Annotated in this window: 14 protein-coding genes; 7 read left to right on the top strand and 7 right to left on the bottom strand. The window is 68.0% G+C overall.

Annotated elements, in window-relative coordinates; genetic code table 11:
- The first annotated feature begins 80 nt into the window (after positions 1-80).
- The 3 genes from EV649_RS10110 to EV649_RS10100 all read left to right on the top strand — a co-directional run bounded on the left by EV649_RS10110 (position 81) and on the right by EV649_RS10100 (position 3,927).
- Positions 81-1,454, top strand: coding sequence for a peptidoglycan recognition protein (locus tag EV649_RS10110; protein WP_130382727.1), 1,374 nt, complete (start codon positions 81-83; stop codon positions 1,452-1,454).
- On the top strand, positions 1,451-2,686 hold the full coding sequence (locus tag EV649_RS10105; protein ID WP_130382725.1) for a SpoIID/LytB domain-containing protein: 1,236 nt from the start codon (positions 1,451-1,453) through the stop codon (positions 2,684-2,686). Before EV649_RS10110 ends, EV649_RS10105 begins: the two co-directional genes overlap by 4 nt.
- A gap of 74 nt (positions 2,687-2,760) precedes the next feature.
- On the top strand, positions 2,761-3,927 hold the full coding sequence (locus EV649_RS10100) for a glycoside hydrolase family 76 protein (RefSeq protein WP_130382723.1): 1,167 nt from the start codon (positions 2,761-2,763) through the stop codon (positions 3,925-3,927).
- Positions 3,928-3,989: 62 nt separating this feature from the next.
- On the opposite strand, the gene EV649_RS10095 is transcribed toward EV649_RS10100, so the two are convergent.
- The 5 genes from EV649_RS10095 to EV649_RS10075 all read right to left on the bottom strand — a co-directional run bounded on the left by EV649_RS10095 (position 3,990) and on the right by EV649_RS10075 (position 8,386).
- Positions 3,990-4,838, bottom strand: a complete 849-nt coding sequence (locus tag EV649_RS10095; protein ID WP_130382721.1) for a peptidylprolyl isomerase — start codon at positions 4,836-4,838, stop codon at positions 3,990-3,992.
- A 63-nt stretch (positions 4,839-4,901) separates the two neighbouring features.
- On the bottom strand, positions 4,902-5,552 hold the full coding sequence (locus tag EV649_RS10090; protein WP_157996217.1) for an SMI1/KNR4 family protein: 651 nt from the start codon (positions 5,550-5,552) through the stop codon (positions 4,902-4,904).
- Between the two features lie 148 nt (positions 5,553-5,700).
- Complete coding sequence (locus EV649_RS10085; protein ID WP_130382717.1) at positions 5,701-6,087, bottom strand: VOC family protein; 387 nt, start codon at positions 6,085-6,087, stop codon at positions 5,701-5,703.
- A complete protein-coding gene (locus EV649_RS10080) occupies positions 6,087-7,862 on the bottom strand; it encodes a biotin carboxylase N-terminal domain-containing protein (protein WP_130382715.1) in 1,776 nt (591 codons plus the stop codon). The genes EV649_RS10085 and EV649_RS10080 overlap by 1 nt, the downstream gene beginning before the upstream one ends.
- Before the next feature lie 74 nt (positions 7,863-7,936).
- Entirely contained in the window at positions 7,937-8,386 is a 450-nt protein-coding gene (locus tag EV649_RS10075; protein ID WP_130382713.1) for an Lrp/AsnC family transcriptional regulator, read from the bottom strand.
- A gap of 61 nt (positions 8,387-8,447) precedes the next feature.
- On the opposite strand from EV649_RS10075, the gene EV649_RS10070 reads away from it, so the two are divergent.
- The 3 genes from EV649_RS10070 to EV649_RS10060 all read left to right on the top strand — a co-directional run bounded on the left by EV649_RS10070 (position 8,448) and on the right by EV649_RS10060 (position 11,209).
- Complete coding sequence (locus tag EV649_RS10070; protein WP_130382711.1) at positions 8,448-9,350, top strand: SMP-30/gluconolactonase/LRE family protein; 903 nt, start codon at positions 8,448-8,450, stop codon at positions 9,348-9,350.
- Between the two features lie 54 nt (positions 9,351-9,404).
- Complete coding sequence (locus EV649_RS10065) at positions 9,405-10,334, top strand: SMP-30/gluconolactonase/LRE family protein (RefSeq protein WP_130382709.1); 930 nt, start codon at positions 9,405-9,407, stop codon at positions 10,332-10,334.
- A gap of 86 nt (positions 10,335-10,420) precedes the next feature.
- The gene (locus EV649_RS10060; protein WP_157996216.1) at positions 10,421-11,209 is read left to right on the top strand and encodes an aminoglycoside 6-adenylyltransferase; all 789 of its coding nucleotides are present in this window, start codon (positions 10,421-10,423) and stop codon (positions 11,207-11,209) included.
- 7 nt (positions 11,210-11,216) lie between these two features.
- Here EV649_RS10060 and EV649_RS10055 read toward each other — a convergent pair whose 3' ends face one another.
- A complete protein-coding gene (locus EV649_RS10055; protein ID WP_130382705.1) occupies positions 11,217-12,653 on the bottom strand; it encodes an Nramp family divalent metal transporter in 1,437 nt (478 codons plus the stop codon).
- 92 nt (positions 12,654-12,745) lie between these two features.
- On the opposite strand from EV649_RS10055, the gene EV649_RS10050 reads away from it, so the two are divergent.
- Positions 12,746-15,751, top strand: coding sequence for a LuxR C-terminal-related transcriptional regulator (locus tag EV649_RS10050; protein WP_198682377.1), 3,006 nt, complete (start codon positions 12,746-12,748; stop codon positions 15,749-15,751).
- On the opposite strand, the gene EV649_RS10045 is transcribed toward EV649_RS10050, so the two are convergent.
- Positions 15,738-16,178: a YdeI/OmpD-associated family protein gene (locus tag EV649_RS10045; protein WP_130382701.1), complete on the bottom strand. Its 441-nt coding sequence runs from the start codon at positions 16,176-16,178 to the stop codon at positions 15,738-15,740. The two genes, EV649_RS10050 and EV649_RS10045, sit on opposite strands and share 14 nt — an antisense overlap.
- Positions 16,179-16,181: the final 3 nt, after the last annotated feature.

The following is a 16,181-nucleotide window of genomic DNA, read 5'->3' as shown; positions in this document are numbered from 1 at the left end:
CCCGGAAAGCGGCACCGTCGGCGCATAATCGAGGAGCGCGCCGCCCAGCGACTGTCCGTCCCCGCGCCGGAAGGCTGTCTATGGGCAAGACTGCGCGACTACTGCCGCTCGTGCTGGCGGCGGCTGCCCTGGTCCCGCTACCGCACGACAACCCGGATCCCTCGTACCAGGAGATTCCACTCGACGGGCCGTCCGTCCGGGCCGAAACCGCACCGTTCGGAATGGTCGGCATCACCTGGCCCGAAGGCGTCCAGGGAGTGACGGCGAAGGTTCGCGTCGAACGCGACGGTCAATGGACCGATTGGCAACCGATGCATATCGAGGACGATCACGGGCCCGATCCATCGGATCCCGAAGGAATTGAGCGCTCCGGCACCGAGCCGTTGTGGGTCGGTAATGCCACGGGCGTGCAGGCGAGCGCGGTGACCGCTTCCGGCACGGTGCCTGACGCCAAGGTTGTTCTGATCCAGCCTGGCGTGCTCAGCTCCGACTCCGAGGAGCCGGGCGGCACAGTCGAGGCGGCGTCGAGCAGGGCGCCGTACCCGATGCCGTTGATGGTGAGCCGGAAACGCTGGGGCGCGGATGAAAGGCTCCGTGCGTACAACGGTGGCTCGTGCGTGCGGCCGAAGTACACGAAGACTGTGCTGGCGGCGTTCGTCCACCACACCGCCGACCGGAACGACTACACCCGCACGCAGGTCCCGGCGATGGTGCGCGCGATGTACGCGTATCACGTGAAGAGCCGCGGCTGGTGCGACCTCGGGTACAACTTTCTCGTCGACCGCTTCGGCCGCGTCTTCGAAGGCCGGTACGGCGGTGCGCAACTGCCGGTGCTCGGCGCGCACACGTCGTCGTTCAACGCGAACTCGTTCGGCGTCGCGGTGATCGGAAACTTCGAGCAGACCGCACCACCTCCGGCGATGCTGGAGTCCACGGCGCGCGTGATCGCGTGGAAACTGGACGCCAACTACCGGTCGCCGCTGGCCACGATCGTGCTCGACGGAAGCCGCCTGCACACGGTTTCCGGACACCGCGACACCAAGGCGACGGCGTGCCCCGGAACCCAGCTGTACAACATGCTCGGCTGGCTGAAGCAGCGCGTGAACACCTTGATGAGCGGGAGTTTCTCCACCCCGATCTACGAGTACGCCCGGAAACTCGGTTTCCGGAACCTCGGCCAGCCGTTCTGGGGCGAGCATCGGACCCGGACCGGCTGGGCGACGTACTTCGGCACCCGTGACGTCTTCTACTCCGTTGCCACCGGCCCCCATTCCACGTCCGGCGCTTTCCGGACCCGGTACCGCCAGCTCGGGGCCGGCAGCGCGCGGCTCGGGCTGCCGATCACCGACGCCTATCGGGTAGCGGGCGGATCGCGGCAGAAGTTCCAGCGTGGCTGGCTGGTCTGGGACCGGCGTGACCGGCAGGTCCATCTTGTCTACGGGAGACGATCATGAGAACTGTGCTGAATCCCCGGGGTGCCATCGCCGTCGTTGTGCTGTCGTCCACGGTGATCAGCGCGACCGCCCAGGCCCGCGAGGTCGTGCCGGCAGCGGCGCCGGACACGACGATCAACGGGCGCGGATTCGGCCACGGTCGCGGACTGTCGCAGTACGGCGCGCAAGGTGCCGCGCTGGCGGGGAAGCCGGCGAAGCAGATCCTTGACTTCTACTACCCGGGGACGACGACCGGGAAGGCGACCGGCAGCATCCGGGTCCGGGTCAGCGCCGACACCACCGACGGCGTCCGGGTCGGTGCGGTGAGCGGGCTCGCGGTCCGCTCGATGGCCACCGGAAAGGTCTACCCGTTGCCCAGGGCCTCGACCCGGAGTCAGTGGTCGATCGACCCGAACGGCGAGCACGGCACGAAGATCAGCTCGTACGACGCGAAGGCCCGGAAATGGACGCTCTACAAGACGTTCACGGGCATGACGCAGTTCGAGGGCGCGGCCGTGATCGGCCTGGTGCTGCCGAGTGGCGCCGTACGCCGGTATCGCGGTGCGCTGCGGGCGATCGACGTGTCCGGGGCGCATCTGGACACGGTGAACGTGCTGCCGCTCGAGTACTACCTGCGTGGCGTCGTACCTCGGGAGTCGGTGTCGAGTTGGCGCCCGGCCGCGTTGCAGGCGCAGGCCGTTGCCGCCCGCACCTATTCGGTGTTCCACCGGGCTCGCGCGGCGCGGAAAGCGTACGACTTGTGCGACACCACGTCCTGCCAGGTGTACGGCGGGCACGACTCGGAGGAAACGTCGACGAACAACGCGATCGCGGCGACCGCGGGACAGGTCCGGCTGTACAAGGGGAATCCGATCATCGCGGAGTTCTCCTCGTCGAACGGCGGGGCGACGGCGGCGGGTGACGCGCCGTACCAGCTCACGAAGGCGGACGGCTGGGACGCGTACCCGAAGAACGGGAACCCGAACGTGACGTGGACGGTGACCCGGACGGCCGCCCAGATGCAGGCGGTCTTCGACGTCGGCTCGATCCGCTACGTCCGGGTCCTGAAGCGGACCGGCGTCGGCCCGGGTGGCGGGCGGGCGCTCACCGTCGAGGCGGTCGGGTCGCGCGGAAAACGTGTTCTGACGGCCGACCAGGTACGGATCCGGCTGCACCTGCGGTCCGCGTGGATCAGTTTCGCGGCCCGAACCCTTGATATACCAACTATTGCTTCCGAACGGCCTGCCCGCTGAGCCATTGACGCGGTGTCCCTGCGCCGGTTAGAACGTGACATCGCTGTCAACCACCGCCCAGGAGGAGCAGGTCGATGCGCAGAAAGATTGGTATATCAACTCGGTTGGCCGCCGGAGTGCTCGCGGTCGCGGTCCTCGGCTCGCTGAACATGACCACGGCCAGTGCCGGTGAGGCCGGGACCGACCCGACCGCAGCCGCTCGGGCGCGTGCGTCGTACGACGCGATCAACAAGTACTTCGACGCCGGCAAGGCGCTGCTGCTGGAGGAGTACCCGAACACCCAGAGCAACCCGTACTCGTACGTCTGGCCGTACTCGCAGGCGGCGATCGCGGCGGAGGACCTGGCCGGCGTACCCGGTGCGGGCCGGCAGGGCTCGGCGGAGGCCGATCGACGGCTTGCGGCGTACGAGTTCTACTGGAACGCCGGGACGACGCCCACCGGGTACGACTCGTACGTCCGGCCGCCGAACGGTCAGGGCGGCGACAAGTTCTACGACGACAACGAGTGGATCGGGCTGAACCTGATCCAGCGGTTCAAGCGGACTGGTGACCGTGCTGCACTCGCTCGCGCCAAGGAGATCTTCGCGCTCGTCGTCCACGGCTGGGACACGGATCCGTCGCACCCGTGCGCCGGCGGCGTGTACTGGACCCAGGCGCCGTGGAGCCAGGACCGCAACACGGTGTCGAACGGACCGGGCGCCGAGCTCGGGGCGCACCTGTACCTGCTGACGCGGGACAAGTCGTACCTGACGTGGGCCCAGCGGATGTACCAGTGGGCGCAGGACTGCATGCTCGCGCCGAACGGCCTGTACTGGGACCACATCGATCTGGCCGGCAACATCGAGAAGACGCAGTGGAGCTACAACCAGGGCGTGATGCTCGGCGCCGGCGTGTTGTTGTTCAAGGCAACGGGTAACGTCCAGTACCTGCGCGACGCGAAGTCGGTCGCCAATGCCTCGCTGGCGTTCTACAACACGCCGGAGATCCTGGCGAAGAACGGTGCGGCGTTCAACTCGATCTGGTTCAAGAACCTGTTGATCCTGGACTCGGTCGCGCCGGATCCCCGCTACCGCAAGGCGATGCAGTCGTACGCCGACTACAACTGGAACACCACCCGCGACCCCGCGACGAACCTCTACAAGTTCCGCGAGGGATCGGTCGAGCTCCTGCAGCAGTCGGGCATCACTCAGGTCCACGCGCTACTGGCGTGGCCGCGCTCGCAGTACCACTTGCTGGCCTGACGGTCTGAAACAACAGCAGGCCCTCCCGGCGTCCGGGAGGGCCTGCTGTTCTGTGCTGTACGTCAGGCGGCGGCGGTTGCCGACTTGATGTCGACGGGCGTGATCGGCGTACCGTCCTGGGGGCCGTTCTGCGGCGTGACGCCGGCCTCCGCGACCTTGTCGATGAGCTTCACGCTCGGCTCGTCGATCGTCCCGAACGCCGTGTACTGCGGGGTGAGCCCGGAGGCGTCGCCGTACACGATGAAGAACTGGCTGCCGTTCGTGTTCGCGCCGGAGTTCGCCATCGCGAGGATGCCGCGTCCGTACTTCAGCGTCGGGTACACCTCGTCCGCGAAGCTGTAGCCCGGCCCGCCGGAGCCGGTCCCGCTCGGGTCGCCGCACTGCAGCACCTGCAGGCCCTCGCCGACCGTCAGCCGGTGGCACTTGGTGTTGTCGAAGTACTTCTGGCCGACCAGGCTCAGGAAGCTCTTCACCGTGCAGGGCGCGAGCGCGCTGTCCAGGGTGAGCTGCAGGTCGCCGATGGACGTGTTCAGGCTGACCTTCGACGTACCCGACGTCTTGGTCTTCCCGTCGGCCGGCGCGTTGACCTTCTTCGCGGCCGGCTCGGCGGACTTCTTGTACGTGCAGTTCACCTCGGACGCGAGCGGCGTCGCGCGCTTCGGGGCCGGTCCCATCGCGGTCGGGATGCTGGCCGGCTTGTTCTCCGCCGGCGCCGACGCGGAGGCGGCCGGCTTGTCGTCGCCACCCACCCCGAACACCACGAAGACCCCCACGAGAACCACGACCACCGCCGCGACCGCAGTCACGGTGATCCCCAGATTCCGCCGCTGTCGCCGCCGCTCGATCTCCCGCTCAGCCTGCCGCTTCGCCTTCCGCGCCGCCAGCTGCTGCTGATGGGTCTTCTTGGTCATGCAGAAACCCTCCTCACCGAGACACCTGCAGGGAACCTACAGCGAAAACCTGAGAACTGTCTGTCAATCCAGAGACACCAGTTCCCATCGAAGGCGGTTTTCCTCGATGTAGGGCCGCCAACCGTGCGGAGGCCTGGTGGGAAAGTGCGTGCTGGCGTGATAGCGCCGCCCGTGGTCCTGCAGCGCAGGCTGGTCGAGCGTGAGGGCGTCGGCCACGTCAGCGAGCATCTCGGTGATGCTGAACCACTCCGGGATTGACGACCCGCCGGACTCAGCGTCGAAGGTCCTGACACAGCCGAACTCGTCGCCGTCGCGGAGGTCGACGAAGAGATGGATATCGGTGCCGGCATCGCCGATCGGGAGGAAGGCGTCCAGCCACTCGAAGGAGCTGGTGCCGGCCGGGGCTTGCTCACTGGCGATCGGTCGCTCCGGAAAGACCGTGGCAGAGACGCTCCGCAGCATCTCGCGGTCGCGCAGCATCCGGTCGATCCCCATCGGGATGTAGATGAACGGGATCAGTCTCCCGAAGTCCGCCTGCCAGCCGAAGCCGTTGTTCAGCGTCAGCCAGGCGATCAGATCGCTCGGCAGGCGACGGTCCATGGTCGTGCGGAGGGTCGAGATCTCACCCCAGGACGCCGGCGGCTGAAGGTGCTCCAGCGCATGCGGCAGGTGCTCCTCCAGCCACCTGATGATCGAACCCCACGATTCCGCCACCGACCGGTCCATAACATGCGGACTATGCCAGACACTGAGGTCGTCGGGTCCAGCATCTGCGCGCTCGGTTGAGTTGGAACAGCCGCCGGTGACTGGGAACTAGCAATAGCCTGTTCCCAGTGGCCAGGAGGTGTTCCCACATGCCCGGCTACGGGTGGTCGGCGCCCCAGATGAGGCAGAATTCGTTGCCTTCGGGGTCTCTGAGGCATTGCCAGAGGTCGCCGTCGTAGATGTCGTCGGCTCGGGTGGCGCCGAGGGACAGGGCGCGGGCGATGGAGCGTTCCTTGGTGTCCGGGGGGACGTAGAGGTCCAGGTGGACCCGGTTCTTGCGGACCTGTTTGCCTTCGGGGACCTGGGCGAAGTCCAGGCGGACGCTGCCGCCGTGGAGTTCGGTGACGCCGTGCTGATCGGGGCGGAGCTCGCCGCCGATCAGCGCCTGCCAGAACCGGCCCAGCGCGTCCGGATCCGCGCAGTCGAACACGGCCGCGTCGACCACCGGCAAGGGCAGGTCCGCCGCCCCGGCGTCCGCGGTCATCAGTCCTTGATCTCGCAGATGGCGGCACCGGCCGAGACCGTGGCGCCGACCTCTGCGCTGAGGCCGGTGACGGTGCCGGACTTGTGGGCGTTCAAGGGCTGCTCCATCTTCATCGCCTCGAGGACCACGATCAGGTCGCCCTCGGCGACCGTCGCGCCTTCCTCGACGGCGATCTTGACGATGGTGCCCTGCATCGGCGACGTCAGCGAGTCGCCGGACGCGGCCGAGTTCTTCGTGCCGCCCGCCCGCCGCGCCGGCTTCTTCTTCGACCCGCCGGCAGCAGGAGCGGCACCGATCGCACCGAGCCCGGCGGGCAGGACGACCTCGAGTCGCTTGCCCCCGACCTCGACGGTGACCTTCTCGCGCTCGGTGTCGGACGGCGCCTCGGCGGTCGGGCCGTCGTACGGCGTGAGCTGGTTGTCGTACTCGGTCTCGATCCAGCGGGTGTGGACCTTGAACCCGTCCGTCCCGACGAAGGCCGGGTCGGAGACGACCGCGGCGTGGAACGGGATGACCGTCGGCATGCCCTCGACGACGAACTCACGCAGCGCCCGGCGCGACCGCTCCAGCGCCTGCGTCCGGTCCCGCCCGGTGACGATCAGCTTCGCGACCAGCGAGTCGAACGCGCCCGGCACGGTCTCGCCCTGGTCGTACCCGCCGTCGAGACGGATACCCGGACCCGACGGCGCGTGCCAGCGCGTCAACGTTCCCGGAGCGGGCAGGAACCCGCGCCCGCCGTCCTCGGCGTTGATCCGGAACTCGATCGAGTGCCCGGAGATCTCCGGGTCGTCGTACCCGAGCTCTTCGCCGTTGGCGATCCGGAACATCTCCCGGACCAGGTCGATCCCGGTGACCTCCTCGGAGACCGGGTGCTCGACCTGCAGCCGCGTGTTCACCTCGAGGAACGAGATCAGTCCGTCCTGCCCGACCAGGAACTCGCACGTCCCGGCACCGACGTACCCGGCCTCGCGGAGGATCTTCTTCGACGACGAGTAGAGCAGTTCCAGCTGCTCGGGCGACAGGAACGGAGCCGGCGCCTCCTCGACAAGCTTCTGGTACCGGCGCTGCAGCGAGCAGTCCCGCGTCGACACGACGACAACGTTGCCGTGGGCATCGGCCAGGCACTGGGTCTCGACGTGCCGCGGCTTGTCCAGGTACCGCTCGACGAAGCACTCACCGCGCCCGAATGCGCTGACAGCCTCGCGCGTAGCCGACTCGAACAGCTCCGGTACTTCCTCCAGCGTCCGCGCGACCTTCATCCCGCGCCCACCCCCGCCGTACGCCGCCTTGATCGCGATCGGCAACCCGTACTCCTGGGCGAACGCCACCACCTCATCAGCGTTGGCAACCGGGTCCGGCGTACCAGGCACCTGCGGCGCGCCGACCTTCTCCGCGATGTGCCGCGCCTTGACCTTGTCGCCCAGCGAGTCGATCGCCGACGGCGGCGGCCCGATCCAGATCAGTCCAGCGACCAGCACGGCCTGCGCGAAGTCGGCGTTCTCGGCCAGGAACCCATACCCCGGATGTACGGCGTTCGCGCCCGAGCGGGCCGCCACGTCCAGGATCTTGGCGATGTTCAGGTAGGAGTCGGCCGGTGTGGACCCGTCCAGCGCGTAGGCCTCGTCGGCGAGCCGGACGAACAGCGCGTCCCGGTCCTGGTCGGCGTACACGGCGACGCTGCCCAGCCCCGCGTCGGCGGCGGCGCGGACGACCCGGACGGCGATCTCGCCCCGGTTGGCGACGAGCACCTTGGTGATCTGCAAGCTGTCGGACACAGCGACTCCCTTCGGCTGGCCCGAGTCTAGGGTCAAGCAGCCGTCCTGCGGGGAGGGTGTTGCTCACACCACGATCACAGCACGGTGGGTTGTCCCTCGAAGAAGGTCTCGAGGACGACGACTGTCTGAGTGCTGGTCACCCCGTCCACCTGATGGAGCGCACGCAGCGTCGCCTGCAGATCCTCGGTGGTCGCGGTGCGGACCTTCACCAGGACCGAGGCCGGCCCGGCGATGATGTGCGCCTCCTCGACCGCAGGGATCTTCCGCAACGCCTTCATCGTCGCCTCGTCGCCCATCCAGGCGCCGGACTCGAGCATGACGAACGCCAGTACGCCGAGCCCGACCGCGGCCGGGTCGACGTCGACCGTCGTACGCCGGATCACGCCGGCCGCCTTCAGTTTCCGGACCCGTTCGTGGGCGGATCCGGCCGACAGCCCGACGGCCTGCCCGAGCGCGGCGTACGACTGCCCGGCGTCCTCCTGCAACGCGGCCAGCAACCCACGGTCCACATCATCTACTGTCATATCGATCACAAACCAAATCTCATTCTGTCTGAGCTGTCAGCGACAGGATAGCGTTCCGCATATGACGATCACACTCAACGCCGCCCCGCCGCGGCTCCGGGCTGAGCTCGTGGTGCTCGACGAGCGCTTCACCAAGATCGCGGGCGACGAGTACCTCGAATGCCTGTACGACGGGGGCCGTTGGCTCGAAGGACCGGCGTACTCGCCGGCCTGGCGCTGCCTCGTCTTCAGCGACATCCCGAACGACCGGATGCTCCGCTGGGACGAGCTCTCCGGCCAGGTCAGCGTGTTCCGTCAGCCCTCCGGCTACGTCAACGGCAACACCATCGACCGCGCCGGCCGTCTGATCAGCTGCTCGCAGGGCGATCGCCAGGTCGTGCGAACGGAGTACGACGGCAGCCGCACGGTCCTCGCCTCACACCTCGACGGCCGCCGCCTGAACAGCCCGAACGACGTGGTCGAACGCAGCGACGGCTCGATCTGGTTCACCGACCCGCCGTACGGGATCACCTCGAGCTACGAGGGCCACGCCGCCGAGCAGGAGATCGACGGTTGCCACGTCTACCGGATCGCCCCGGACGGTGCGCTGACCGTCGTCGCGGACGACTTCATCCGCCCGAACGGGCTCGCGTTCTCCCGCGACGAGAGCCAGTTGTACGTCGTCGACACCCCGGGCAAGCACATCCGCCGGTTCGACGTGGACGGCGAGAAGCTGACCGGGGGCGAGGTGTTCGCGCCGTGCGAGGGCGGGATGTTCGACGGCATCCGGCTGGACAGCACCGGCCGGGTCTGGGCGGCGACGCACGAAGGGGTGCACTGCTTCGACCCGGACGGCACGCTGATCGGCAAGCTGCTGCTGCCGGACGTGGTGTCGAACCTGACCTTCGGCGGCCCGAAGGGCAACCGCCTGTTCATCACCGCGACCACCTCGGTGTGGTCGTGGCTGTCGACCGCTCAGCGGTAAAACTTGGCCCCGCATATCCTTCGGTTCGAGACGTCCAAATCAGGAGGAGTCGTGATGACGGGAATTCTCGAGCCGTTGGCAGGGACCGCGCCGGCCGTCTGGGAGAAGCTGGACGACCGGTTCGCCGGGATCCGCGGTGACAGCCGCCTCGAACGGTTGTGGACCGGCGGCCGCTGGGTCGAGGGCCCGGTGTACTCCGCCGCGGGCCGGTACCTGCTCTGGAGCGACATCCCGAACGACCGCATCCTGCGCTGGGACGAGACGTCGTACCAGGTCTCCGTCTTCCGGCACCCGGCCGGCAACACCAACGGCCACACCCGCGACACCGAGGGCCGGCTGGTGAGCTGCGAGCACGGCAACCGGCGCGTGACGCGGACCGAGCACCACGGCGGCATCACCGTGCTCGCCCACGAGTACGACGGGAAGCGGCTGAACTCCCCGAACGACGTGGTGGTGAAGCGGGACGGCTCGGTCTGGTTCACGGATCCGGCGTACGGGATCGACAGCGACTACGAGGGGTACAAGGGCGAGATCGAGACCGGCGGCTGCCATGTGTACCGGGTGGCGCCGGACGGCGGGCTGACCCGCGTCGCCGACGACTTCAACCGGCCGAACGGGCTCGCGTTCTCGCTCGACGAGTCGTTGCTCTACATCACCGATTCGGAGGAGGGGACGATCCGCGTCTTCACCGTCGACGGCGACAAGCTGAGCGGCGGCGAGCTGTTCGCCGAGTGCGGCAACGGCATCTTCGACGGCATCCGTCTCGACTCCGAGGGCCGCGTCTGGGCGTCGGCCGCGGACGGCGTGCACGTCTACCACCCCGACGGCACCCTGCTCGGCAAACTCCTGGTCCCCGAAACCGTCAGCAACCTCACCTGGGGCGGCCCCAAACGCAACCGCCTCTTCCTCACCGCCACCACCTCCGTCTACTCCCTCCTGACCACCGTCAACGGAGCCCCGGAGGCGTACGGCCCACACGCCTGATTCCCTCGTTCAGTCCTGAGAAATCCACTCGCGAACCGGCGCACGGCGCGAGACGATGGCCTGCTGACCTGATGCGAGGAGGAACTGTGACTGTGGTCGGCGAGCGAGTGCCAGGACATCTTCGAGGCCTTGCGGAGCAGGTGATCGCGGCGGCCGAGGCCGACGAGCGGCTGCTGGCGGTGATCGCCGGCGGGTCGATCGCCACCGGGACGAGCGACGAGTACTCGGACCTGGATCTGGTGCTCGTGTGTACGCCGGAGACGCACGCAGAGTGTCTCGCCGAGGCGCCGGAGTTCGCGCGGCGGGCCGGACCGTTGCTGGCCAGCTTCACCGGCGAACACGTTGGCGAGCCGCGGTTGCTGATCGCGCTGTACGGGCCGCCGTTGGCGCATGTCGACCTCAAGTTCGTCACTCCGGAAGACCTGCGCGAGCGCGTCGAGGACGGTGTCGTGCTGTGGCAGCGCGAGGATGTCGTCGAGGCGGCGTACACCGAAGCTGTCGCGCACTGGCCGCAGCCCGATCCGCAATGGATCGAGGACCGGTTCTGGGTCTGGGTGCACTACATCGCGGTCAAGATCGCCCGTGGTGAGTTGTTCGAGGCGATCGACGGACTCGTCATGCTCCGTGCGGCCGCGATCGCACCGCTCGCCGGAATCGGCCGCACCACGAGACCGGCCGGCGTACGACGGCTCGAAACGCTCGCGCCGGAGCTCGTCCCGGCCCTGCGCGAGACCGTCGCGACCGCCGACCCCGCCGACTGCCTGCGAGCCCTGAAGGCGTCCGTCGACGTCTACCGCACGGTCCGCGAGGGCAGCGGCGTCCAGGTGGTACGACGTACCGCAGCCGAGGAAGCCGTCGTCGACTTCCTCGGCTGACGGATCGCTACAGCTTCTTGGCCTGGTCGATGATGGTGAAGACGGCCAGGAATCCGAAGGCCAGGAACGAGAACCAGAGGACGGCCGAGCGCCAGGTGGTGATCCGGATGGCGCGCGGGAGGGCCCTCGAGTTCATCCACCACAGCAGGCCGGAGTAGAAGAACATCATGGTGCCGGCGGTGCAGGCGGAGATCACCAGGAGCACCAGCGGCTGGGTGACACCGGCCAGCAGGACGATGATGCCGAAGGCAACGAGTCCCCAGACCAGCCAGAAGTACAGCTTGGACTCGGACACCTTCGACTCACGGAGGTACCGGGCCTTGACCATGTCGGCCGCGAGCCGGGACGTGTAGTCGACGATGCCGGCCGCCGCGGCGAACAGCGAGAAGGCGCCGATCGCCCAGAACAGGTAGCCGAACCAGCCACCCACCAGGGTCTGCAGCGTCGTACCCTCGATCTTCAGGAAGCTGATGTTGTTCTTCACGGCGCTGTCGCCGAACAACGTGGCGTGCGCGAGCATCGAAGTGAAGATGATCGTCACCACGGTGATCGCCACGAAGGTCGCGGCCTGCTCGATGTTCGCGAACTTCCACCAGCGCTTCCAGCGGGCCAGGTTCTCGTCGTTCGGCGGGAACGTGTACCCGTTGGCGGTCGGGTCGGCCTCGGTCTCACCGGTCACCGGGGACGTCAGCCGCGGCACGTGCAGGCCCATCCCGAAGCCCTTGTCGCGGATCCAGTTGCTCTGGACGAGGTTCTGGCCGCCGCCTGCTCCGGCGTACGCGATCGCGCCCATCACCAGCGCGAACCCGAGCTGCTCGGCCGGGAACTGCGGGTGCGTGACCGCGTCCCCGAGCGCGCCGTACGTCTTCCCGCGGATCGCGAACACGAGCGCGAGGACGACGAGCAGCGCGACGGCCGCGATCTTCACCGCGATCAACCGCTCGAGCATCACGTAGACGACCGGCGCGAGGGTCAGGATCGCGCCGATCACCACCAGCATGACGATCGCGATCCAGCGCGGGTTGCCGGCGCCGAACAGGTACGTGAGCATGCTCGCCGAGCTCGTTGCCCAGCCCGGCCAGAGGTTCGCGAAGTACGTCATGATCGCGAAGAACAGGCCCCAGTGCTTCCCGTACCGGTTGAAGCCGGTCAACGCTGTCTCACCAGTTGCCAGCGTGTACCGCTCGATCTCCATGTTCAGGAACCACTGGACCACCACACCGACGACGGCGCCCCAGAGGAACACCAGGCCGATCTGGCTGGAGATGTAGGGCCAGAGGATGAATTCTCCCGAGGCCAGCCCCACCCCGGCGCCGACCATGCCGGGGCCGATGATCTTCCAGGTCTTGGTGGGCGGATCGGGAAGGTCGCGAACCTGCGGTGCGGGCAGGTTCTTGGTCGGTAGCGCGAATCGTCCGTGGTCAGTCGATGCGGTGTCTGCCATCAGGCTCCTCACTTCCTGGACCCCCTTTCGGGAGGGTAGCGAATACTGTCGACAACGGCGACCCCATACGGCCGAATGGCAGACTGTCGCCCATGGGTGGGGTGACAGTCCTGATCGCGTCGTACGCCGGTGCCGCCAGCGCACCCGCCTACGCACGCCTGGCCGGCCTGGCCGCCGAGCTACCGGGGGAGCAGCTGGTACGGCGGGACGCCGGATGGCCCGTCCTGGTGTACGCCGACCCGCTCGACGCGACCTCCGCAGCGCAATCGCTCCGGGACGCAGCCTCCCAGGTACCTGCTGGTGAGCTGCTCCGGATCGCCTTGCACACGGCACCTTCGACGACGCAGGCAGTCCGGCATGCCGAGCATCTGCTGGCGATCGCCAACCCTGGCCAGACATTGCTGACAGCAACAACTGCCGCCGGACTCACGGAGGTGATCGATCTCGGCATGCACCGGTTGCGGGATCTCGGCTCACCGGAGCGGGTCTTCGAGCTCACCTCCACCGGTGAGCCGTTGCGGTCCCTGGACGGGGTACCGAACAACCTTCCGGTCATGTTCACCAGCTTCGTTGGCCGGGAGACCCAGGTCGCAGCGCTCCGCACCCAACTCTCCGGCAGCCGTCTCGTCACCCTGACGGGACCGGGTGGTAGCGGAAAGACCCGCCTGGCCGCGCAGACCGCGGCGCAACTGGCCGAACGCTGGCCGGACGGCGTCTGGTGGGTCGACCTGTCCGCTGTCACCGACAGTGCGCAAATCCCCGAGACGGTCGCTGCCGCGATCGGTCTCCTGGTCGAGTCCGGTGACCGGCTGCTCATCGGGCAGCTCCGTACCAAACGCGCGTTGATCTGCCTCGACAACTGCGAGCAGATCATCGAGGGTGTTGCCGAGTTCGTCGTGGCCCTCCAGACCGGCTGCCCGGAGGTCTCCATTCTCGCGACGAGCCGGGAGCCGTTGGACGTTCCCGGCGAGGCGATCTGGCGCGTGCCCGCACTTGCTCCGGACGAGGCGCGAGCGTTGTTCCTGGAGCGTGCCGGCGGTTTTGCGCAGCCCGAGTCGGACCAGGCGATCCGCTCGATCTGCGTGCGTTTGGACGGTATTCCTCTGGCGCTGGAGCTGGCAGCCGCCTGGGTCCGCACGCTGACGCCGGAACAGATCTTGGCAGGCCTGAGCGATCGATTTGGTCTGCTGACGAAGAACGTTCGTGGTGTGGCGGCTCGCCAGCGCACTCTCGCCGCGTCGATCGACTGGAGCTACGACCTGCTCGACGAGGACGAGCGCCGTGTCTTCCGCCGGCTGGCGGTCTTCGCCGGAGGATTCACCCTCGACGCCGCATCGGCCGTCTGCGGCGCCGTACTGGAAGTTCTCGCGCGGCTTGTCGACAAATCGCTCGTCGTCGCCGAGGGCGGGCGGTACCGGTTGCTGGAGACGATCCGCGAGTACGCCGGAACACGTTTGACGGCGAACGACGACGTACGGGACCGGCATCTCGACCATTTCCTCGAGGTCGCCGAGGCGGCAGAACCCTTGCTGGACAAGGATCGCGACGCCTGGCGTGCTCTCATCGAACCGGACCGCGAGAACTACCGCGCCGCCCTGGAAAACGGACTTTCCGCGGACGATCCGGAACGCGGCCGACGTCTCGCCGCGGCGCTGCGGTGGCTGTGGAACCTGCAGGCGACCGGCAACGAGGGTATCGGCTACCTGCGCCGCGCGATCGAGCGCGCGCCGGACGACAGAACGTTGCTGCAGGCCCGTTTGCTCTACGGGTACGCGACTGTTGCCGACACGGTCGACCCTTTCGGGTACGACGCGGCGGGGCGCGGGCTCGAGCTCGCGACCGAACTGGATGACGACCGGCTGCGTTCGCTGTTCCTCGCGCTGGTCGCGGTCGGTGAGTTCTTCACCGACTTCCAGAAAGCGTGGGATCTGACGGCGGAGGGTGTACAGCTGGCCGACGGGATCGGCGACGAATCGGCCCGGAACGCGAACGTCGCCCTGCAGTGTGTGCTGCTCTCGCTGTGGGATCGCCACGACGACCTCCGCCCGCTGCTCGATCGCGCCGCCGACGGTCTGATCACCAGCGGTGAACGCGGTATCGCCTCGACCGTGCTGACCGTCTGGTCCGAGAGCCTGGTCTCCACCGGCGAACCGTTGAAGGCGGTCGAGATCGCCGAACGCGCCCTGGCCGCCGCCGAACCGCTCGCCGACTTCCACCGCGTCGGCACCGCCCGCGGACAATTGGCGTCGGTGCTGGCCAGAACGGGCCGACTCGACGAAGCACGCGAGTTGATGCGGCCGCTGCTCGAGCTGGCCGACACGGCGGGAGCCGTCGTACCGAATCTCGGTCAGGTGATGGGGCTGATCTCGTACTGGAGCGGCGAGTACGACGCAGCGGTCGAATGGCTGGCCCGCGACACCGCGCCGGACAGTCCGCTCGCCGGGACGTTCGCACCCGCGATGTTGCTCCCCACTGTCGCCGCCGCTAGGCGTGCAGGCGGACAAGACGCGACCGAGTTGCTCGAACGCGCGGCGGAGCTGGCGCGGCGCTACAACCTCCCGCGGATCCTGGCGGATGCGCTCGACCAACTAGGCCGGATTGCGATCACCGAACACCCGGACAAGGCGGCCGACCTCCTGCACCAGGCGTTGACGATCCGCGTCGACCACGGCCTACGCACGTACATCGTCGACAGCCTGGAATCCCTTGCCCTCCTGGCAATCCACACGAATCGTCCGGCGGACGCGGCTCGTCTCGGCGGGGCCGCATCCGCCGCCCGTACGGCGCTCGGCCTGGCAACGCCTCCCGATCTCCCGGTGCTTGCCGGTGGTCAGGACGAGCCGGCGCTCCCGTTGGACGAGGCCGTCGCGTATGCCCGGCGTACCCGCGGCGCCCGCGGACGGCCGTCGTCCGGTTGGGCCAGCCTCACGCCGACCGAGGAACAGGTGGTCGCGCTCGCGGTCGAGGGCCTCAGCAACCCCGAGATCGGCGAGCGCCTGTTCATCAGCCGCGGCACGGTCAAGACGCACCTCGCCCACGTCTACGCCAAACTCGGCGTCTCCAACCGCACCGAACTCGCCTCCCTCAAGAAGCCCTGAGCATCTCCACGGCCTTCGCAATCCGCCGAGCCCGAGTCTCCGGCTTCTTCGCGTCGTTGATCGCATTCACATGCTCACGCCGATGGCTGTAACTCATCCCGTCGAACACCTCCCGCAACCCAGCCTCCGCCAACGCCGCCGCAAGATCCTCCGGTACCTCCACAACCCGTTCACCGGTATCCCGCTCAACGGTCACCGTCACAGCGTCCCCGTCCCCTTTCCCCAACTCGCTGCGAATGCCCTTCAACACCCCCAACGCCATACACCCACCCATCGACGCAATCGACCCCCGATACCCGACCCCATCGAACGTAGCCACCACCGGAATCCGCCCACCCCCACCCAGCGCAGCAACCACGTCCCCCGGCACCTCAACCCAGGACCCACCACCGTCGTTCACCACGATCGCTGCTTCGAACGTCTCCATAGC

This window comes from Kribbella sp. VKM Ac-2569 (assembly GCF_004216905.1).
Taxonomy (GTDB): domain Bacteria; phylum Actinomycetota; class Actinomycetes; order Propionibacteriales; family Kribbellaceae; genus Kribbella.
This window is presented reverse-complemented; position numbering and strand designations above follow the sequence as displayed.

Coding starts and splice junctions, on each gene's coding strand:
- EV649_RS10110 (WP_130382727.1), top strand. CDS start 81: ATGGGCAAGACTGCGCGACTACTGCCGCTCGTGCTGGCGGCGGCTGCC.
- EV649_RS10105 (WP_130382725.1), top strand. CDS start 1,451: ATGAGAACTGTGCTGAATCCCCGGGGTGCCATCGCCGTCGTTGTGCTG.
- EV649_RS10100 (WP_130382723.1), top strand. CDS start 2,761: ATGCGCAGAAAGATTGGTATATCAACTCGGTTGGCCGCCGGAGTGCTC.
- EV649_RS10095 (WP_130382721.1), bottom strand. CDS start 4,838: ATGACCAAGAAGACCCATCAGCAGCAGCTGGCGGCGCGGAAGGCGAAG.
- EV649_RS10085 (WP_130382717.1), bottom strand. CDS start 6,087: ATGACCGCGGACGCCGGGGCGGCGGACCTGCCCTTGCCGGTGGTCGAC.
- EV649_RS10075 (WP_130382713.1), bottom strand. CDS start 8,386: ATGACAGTAGATGATGTGGACCGTGGGTTGCTGGCCGCGTTGCAGGAG.
- EV649_RS10070 (WP_130382711.1), top strand. CDS start 8,448: ATGACGATCACACTCAACGCCGCCCCGCCGCGGCTCCGGGCTGAGCTC.
- EV649_RS10065 (WP_130382709.1), top strand. CDS start 9,405: ATGACGGGAATTCTCGAGCCGTTGGCAGGGACCGCGCCGGCCGTCTGG.
- EV649_RS10055 (WP_130382705.1), bottom strand. CDS start 12,653: ATGGCAGACACCGCATCGACTGACCACGGACGATTCGCGCTACCGACC.
- EV649_RS10050 (WP_198682377.1), top strand. CDS start 12,746: ATGGGTGGGGTGACAGTCCTGATCGCGTCGTACGCCGGTGCCGCCAGC.
- EV649_RS10045 (WP_130382701.1), bottom strand. CDS start 16,178: ATGGAGACGTTCGAAGCAGCGATCGTGGTGAACGACGGTGGTGGGTCC.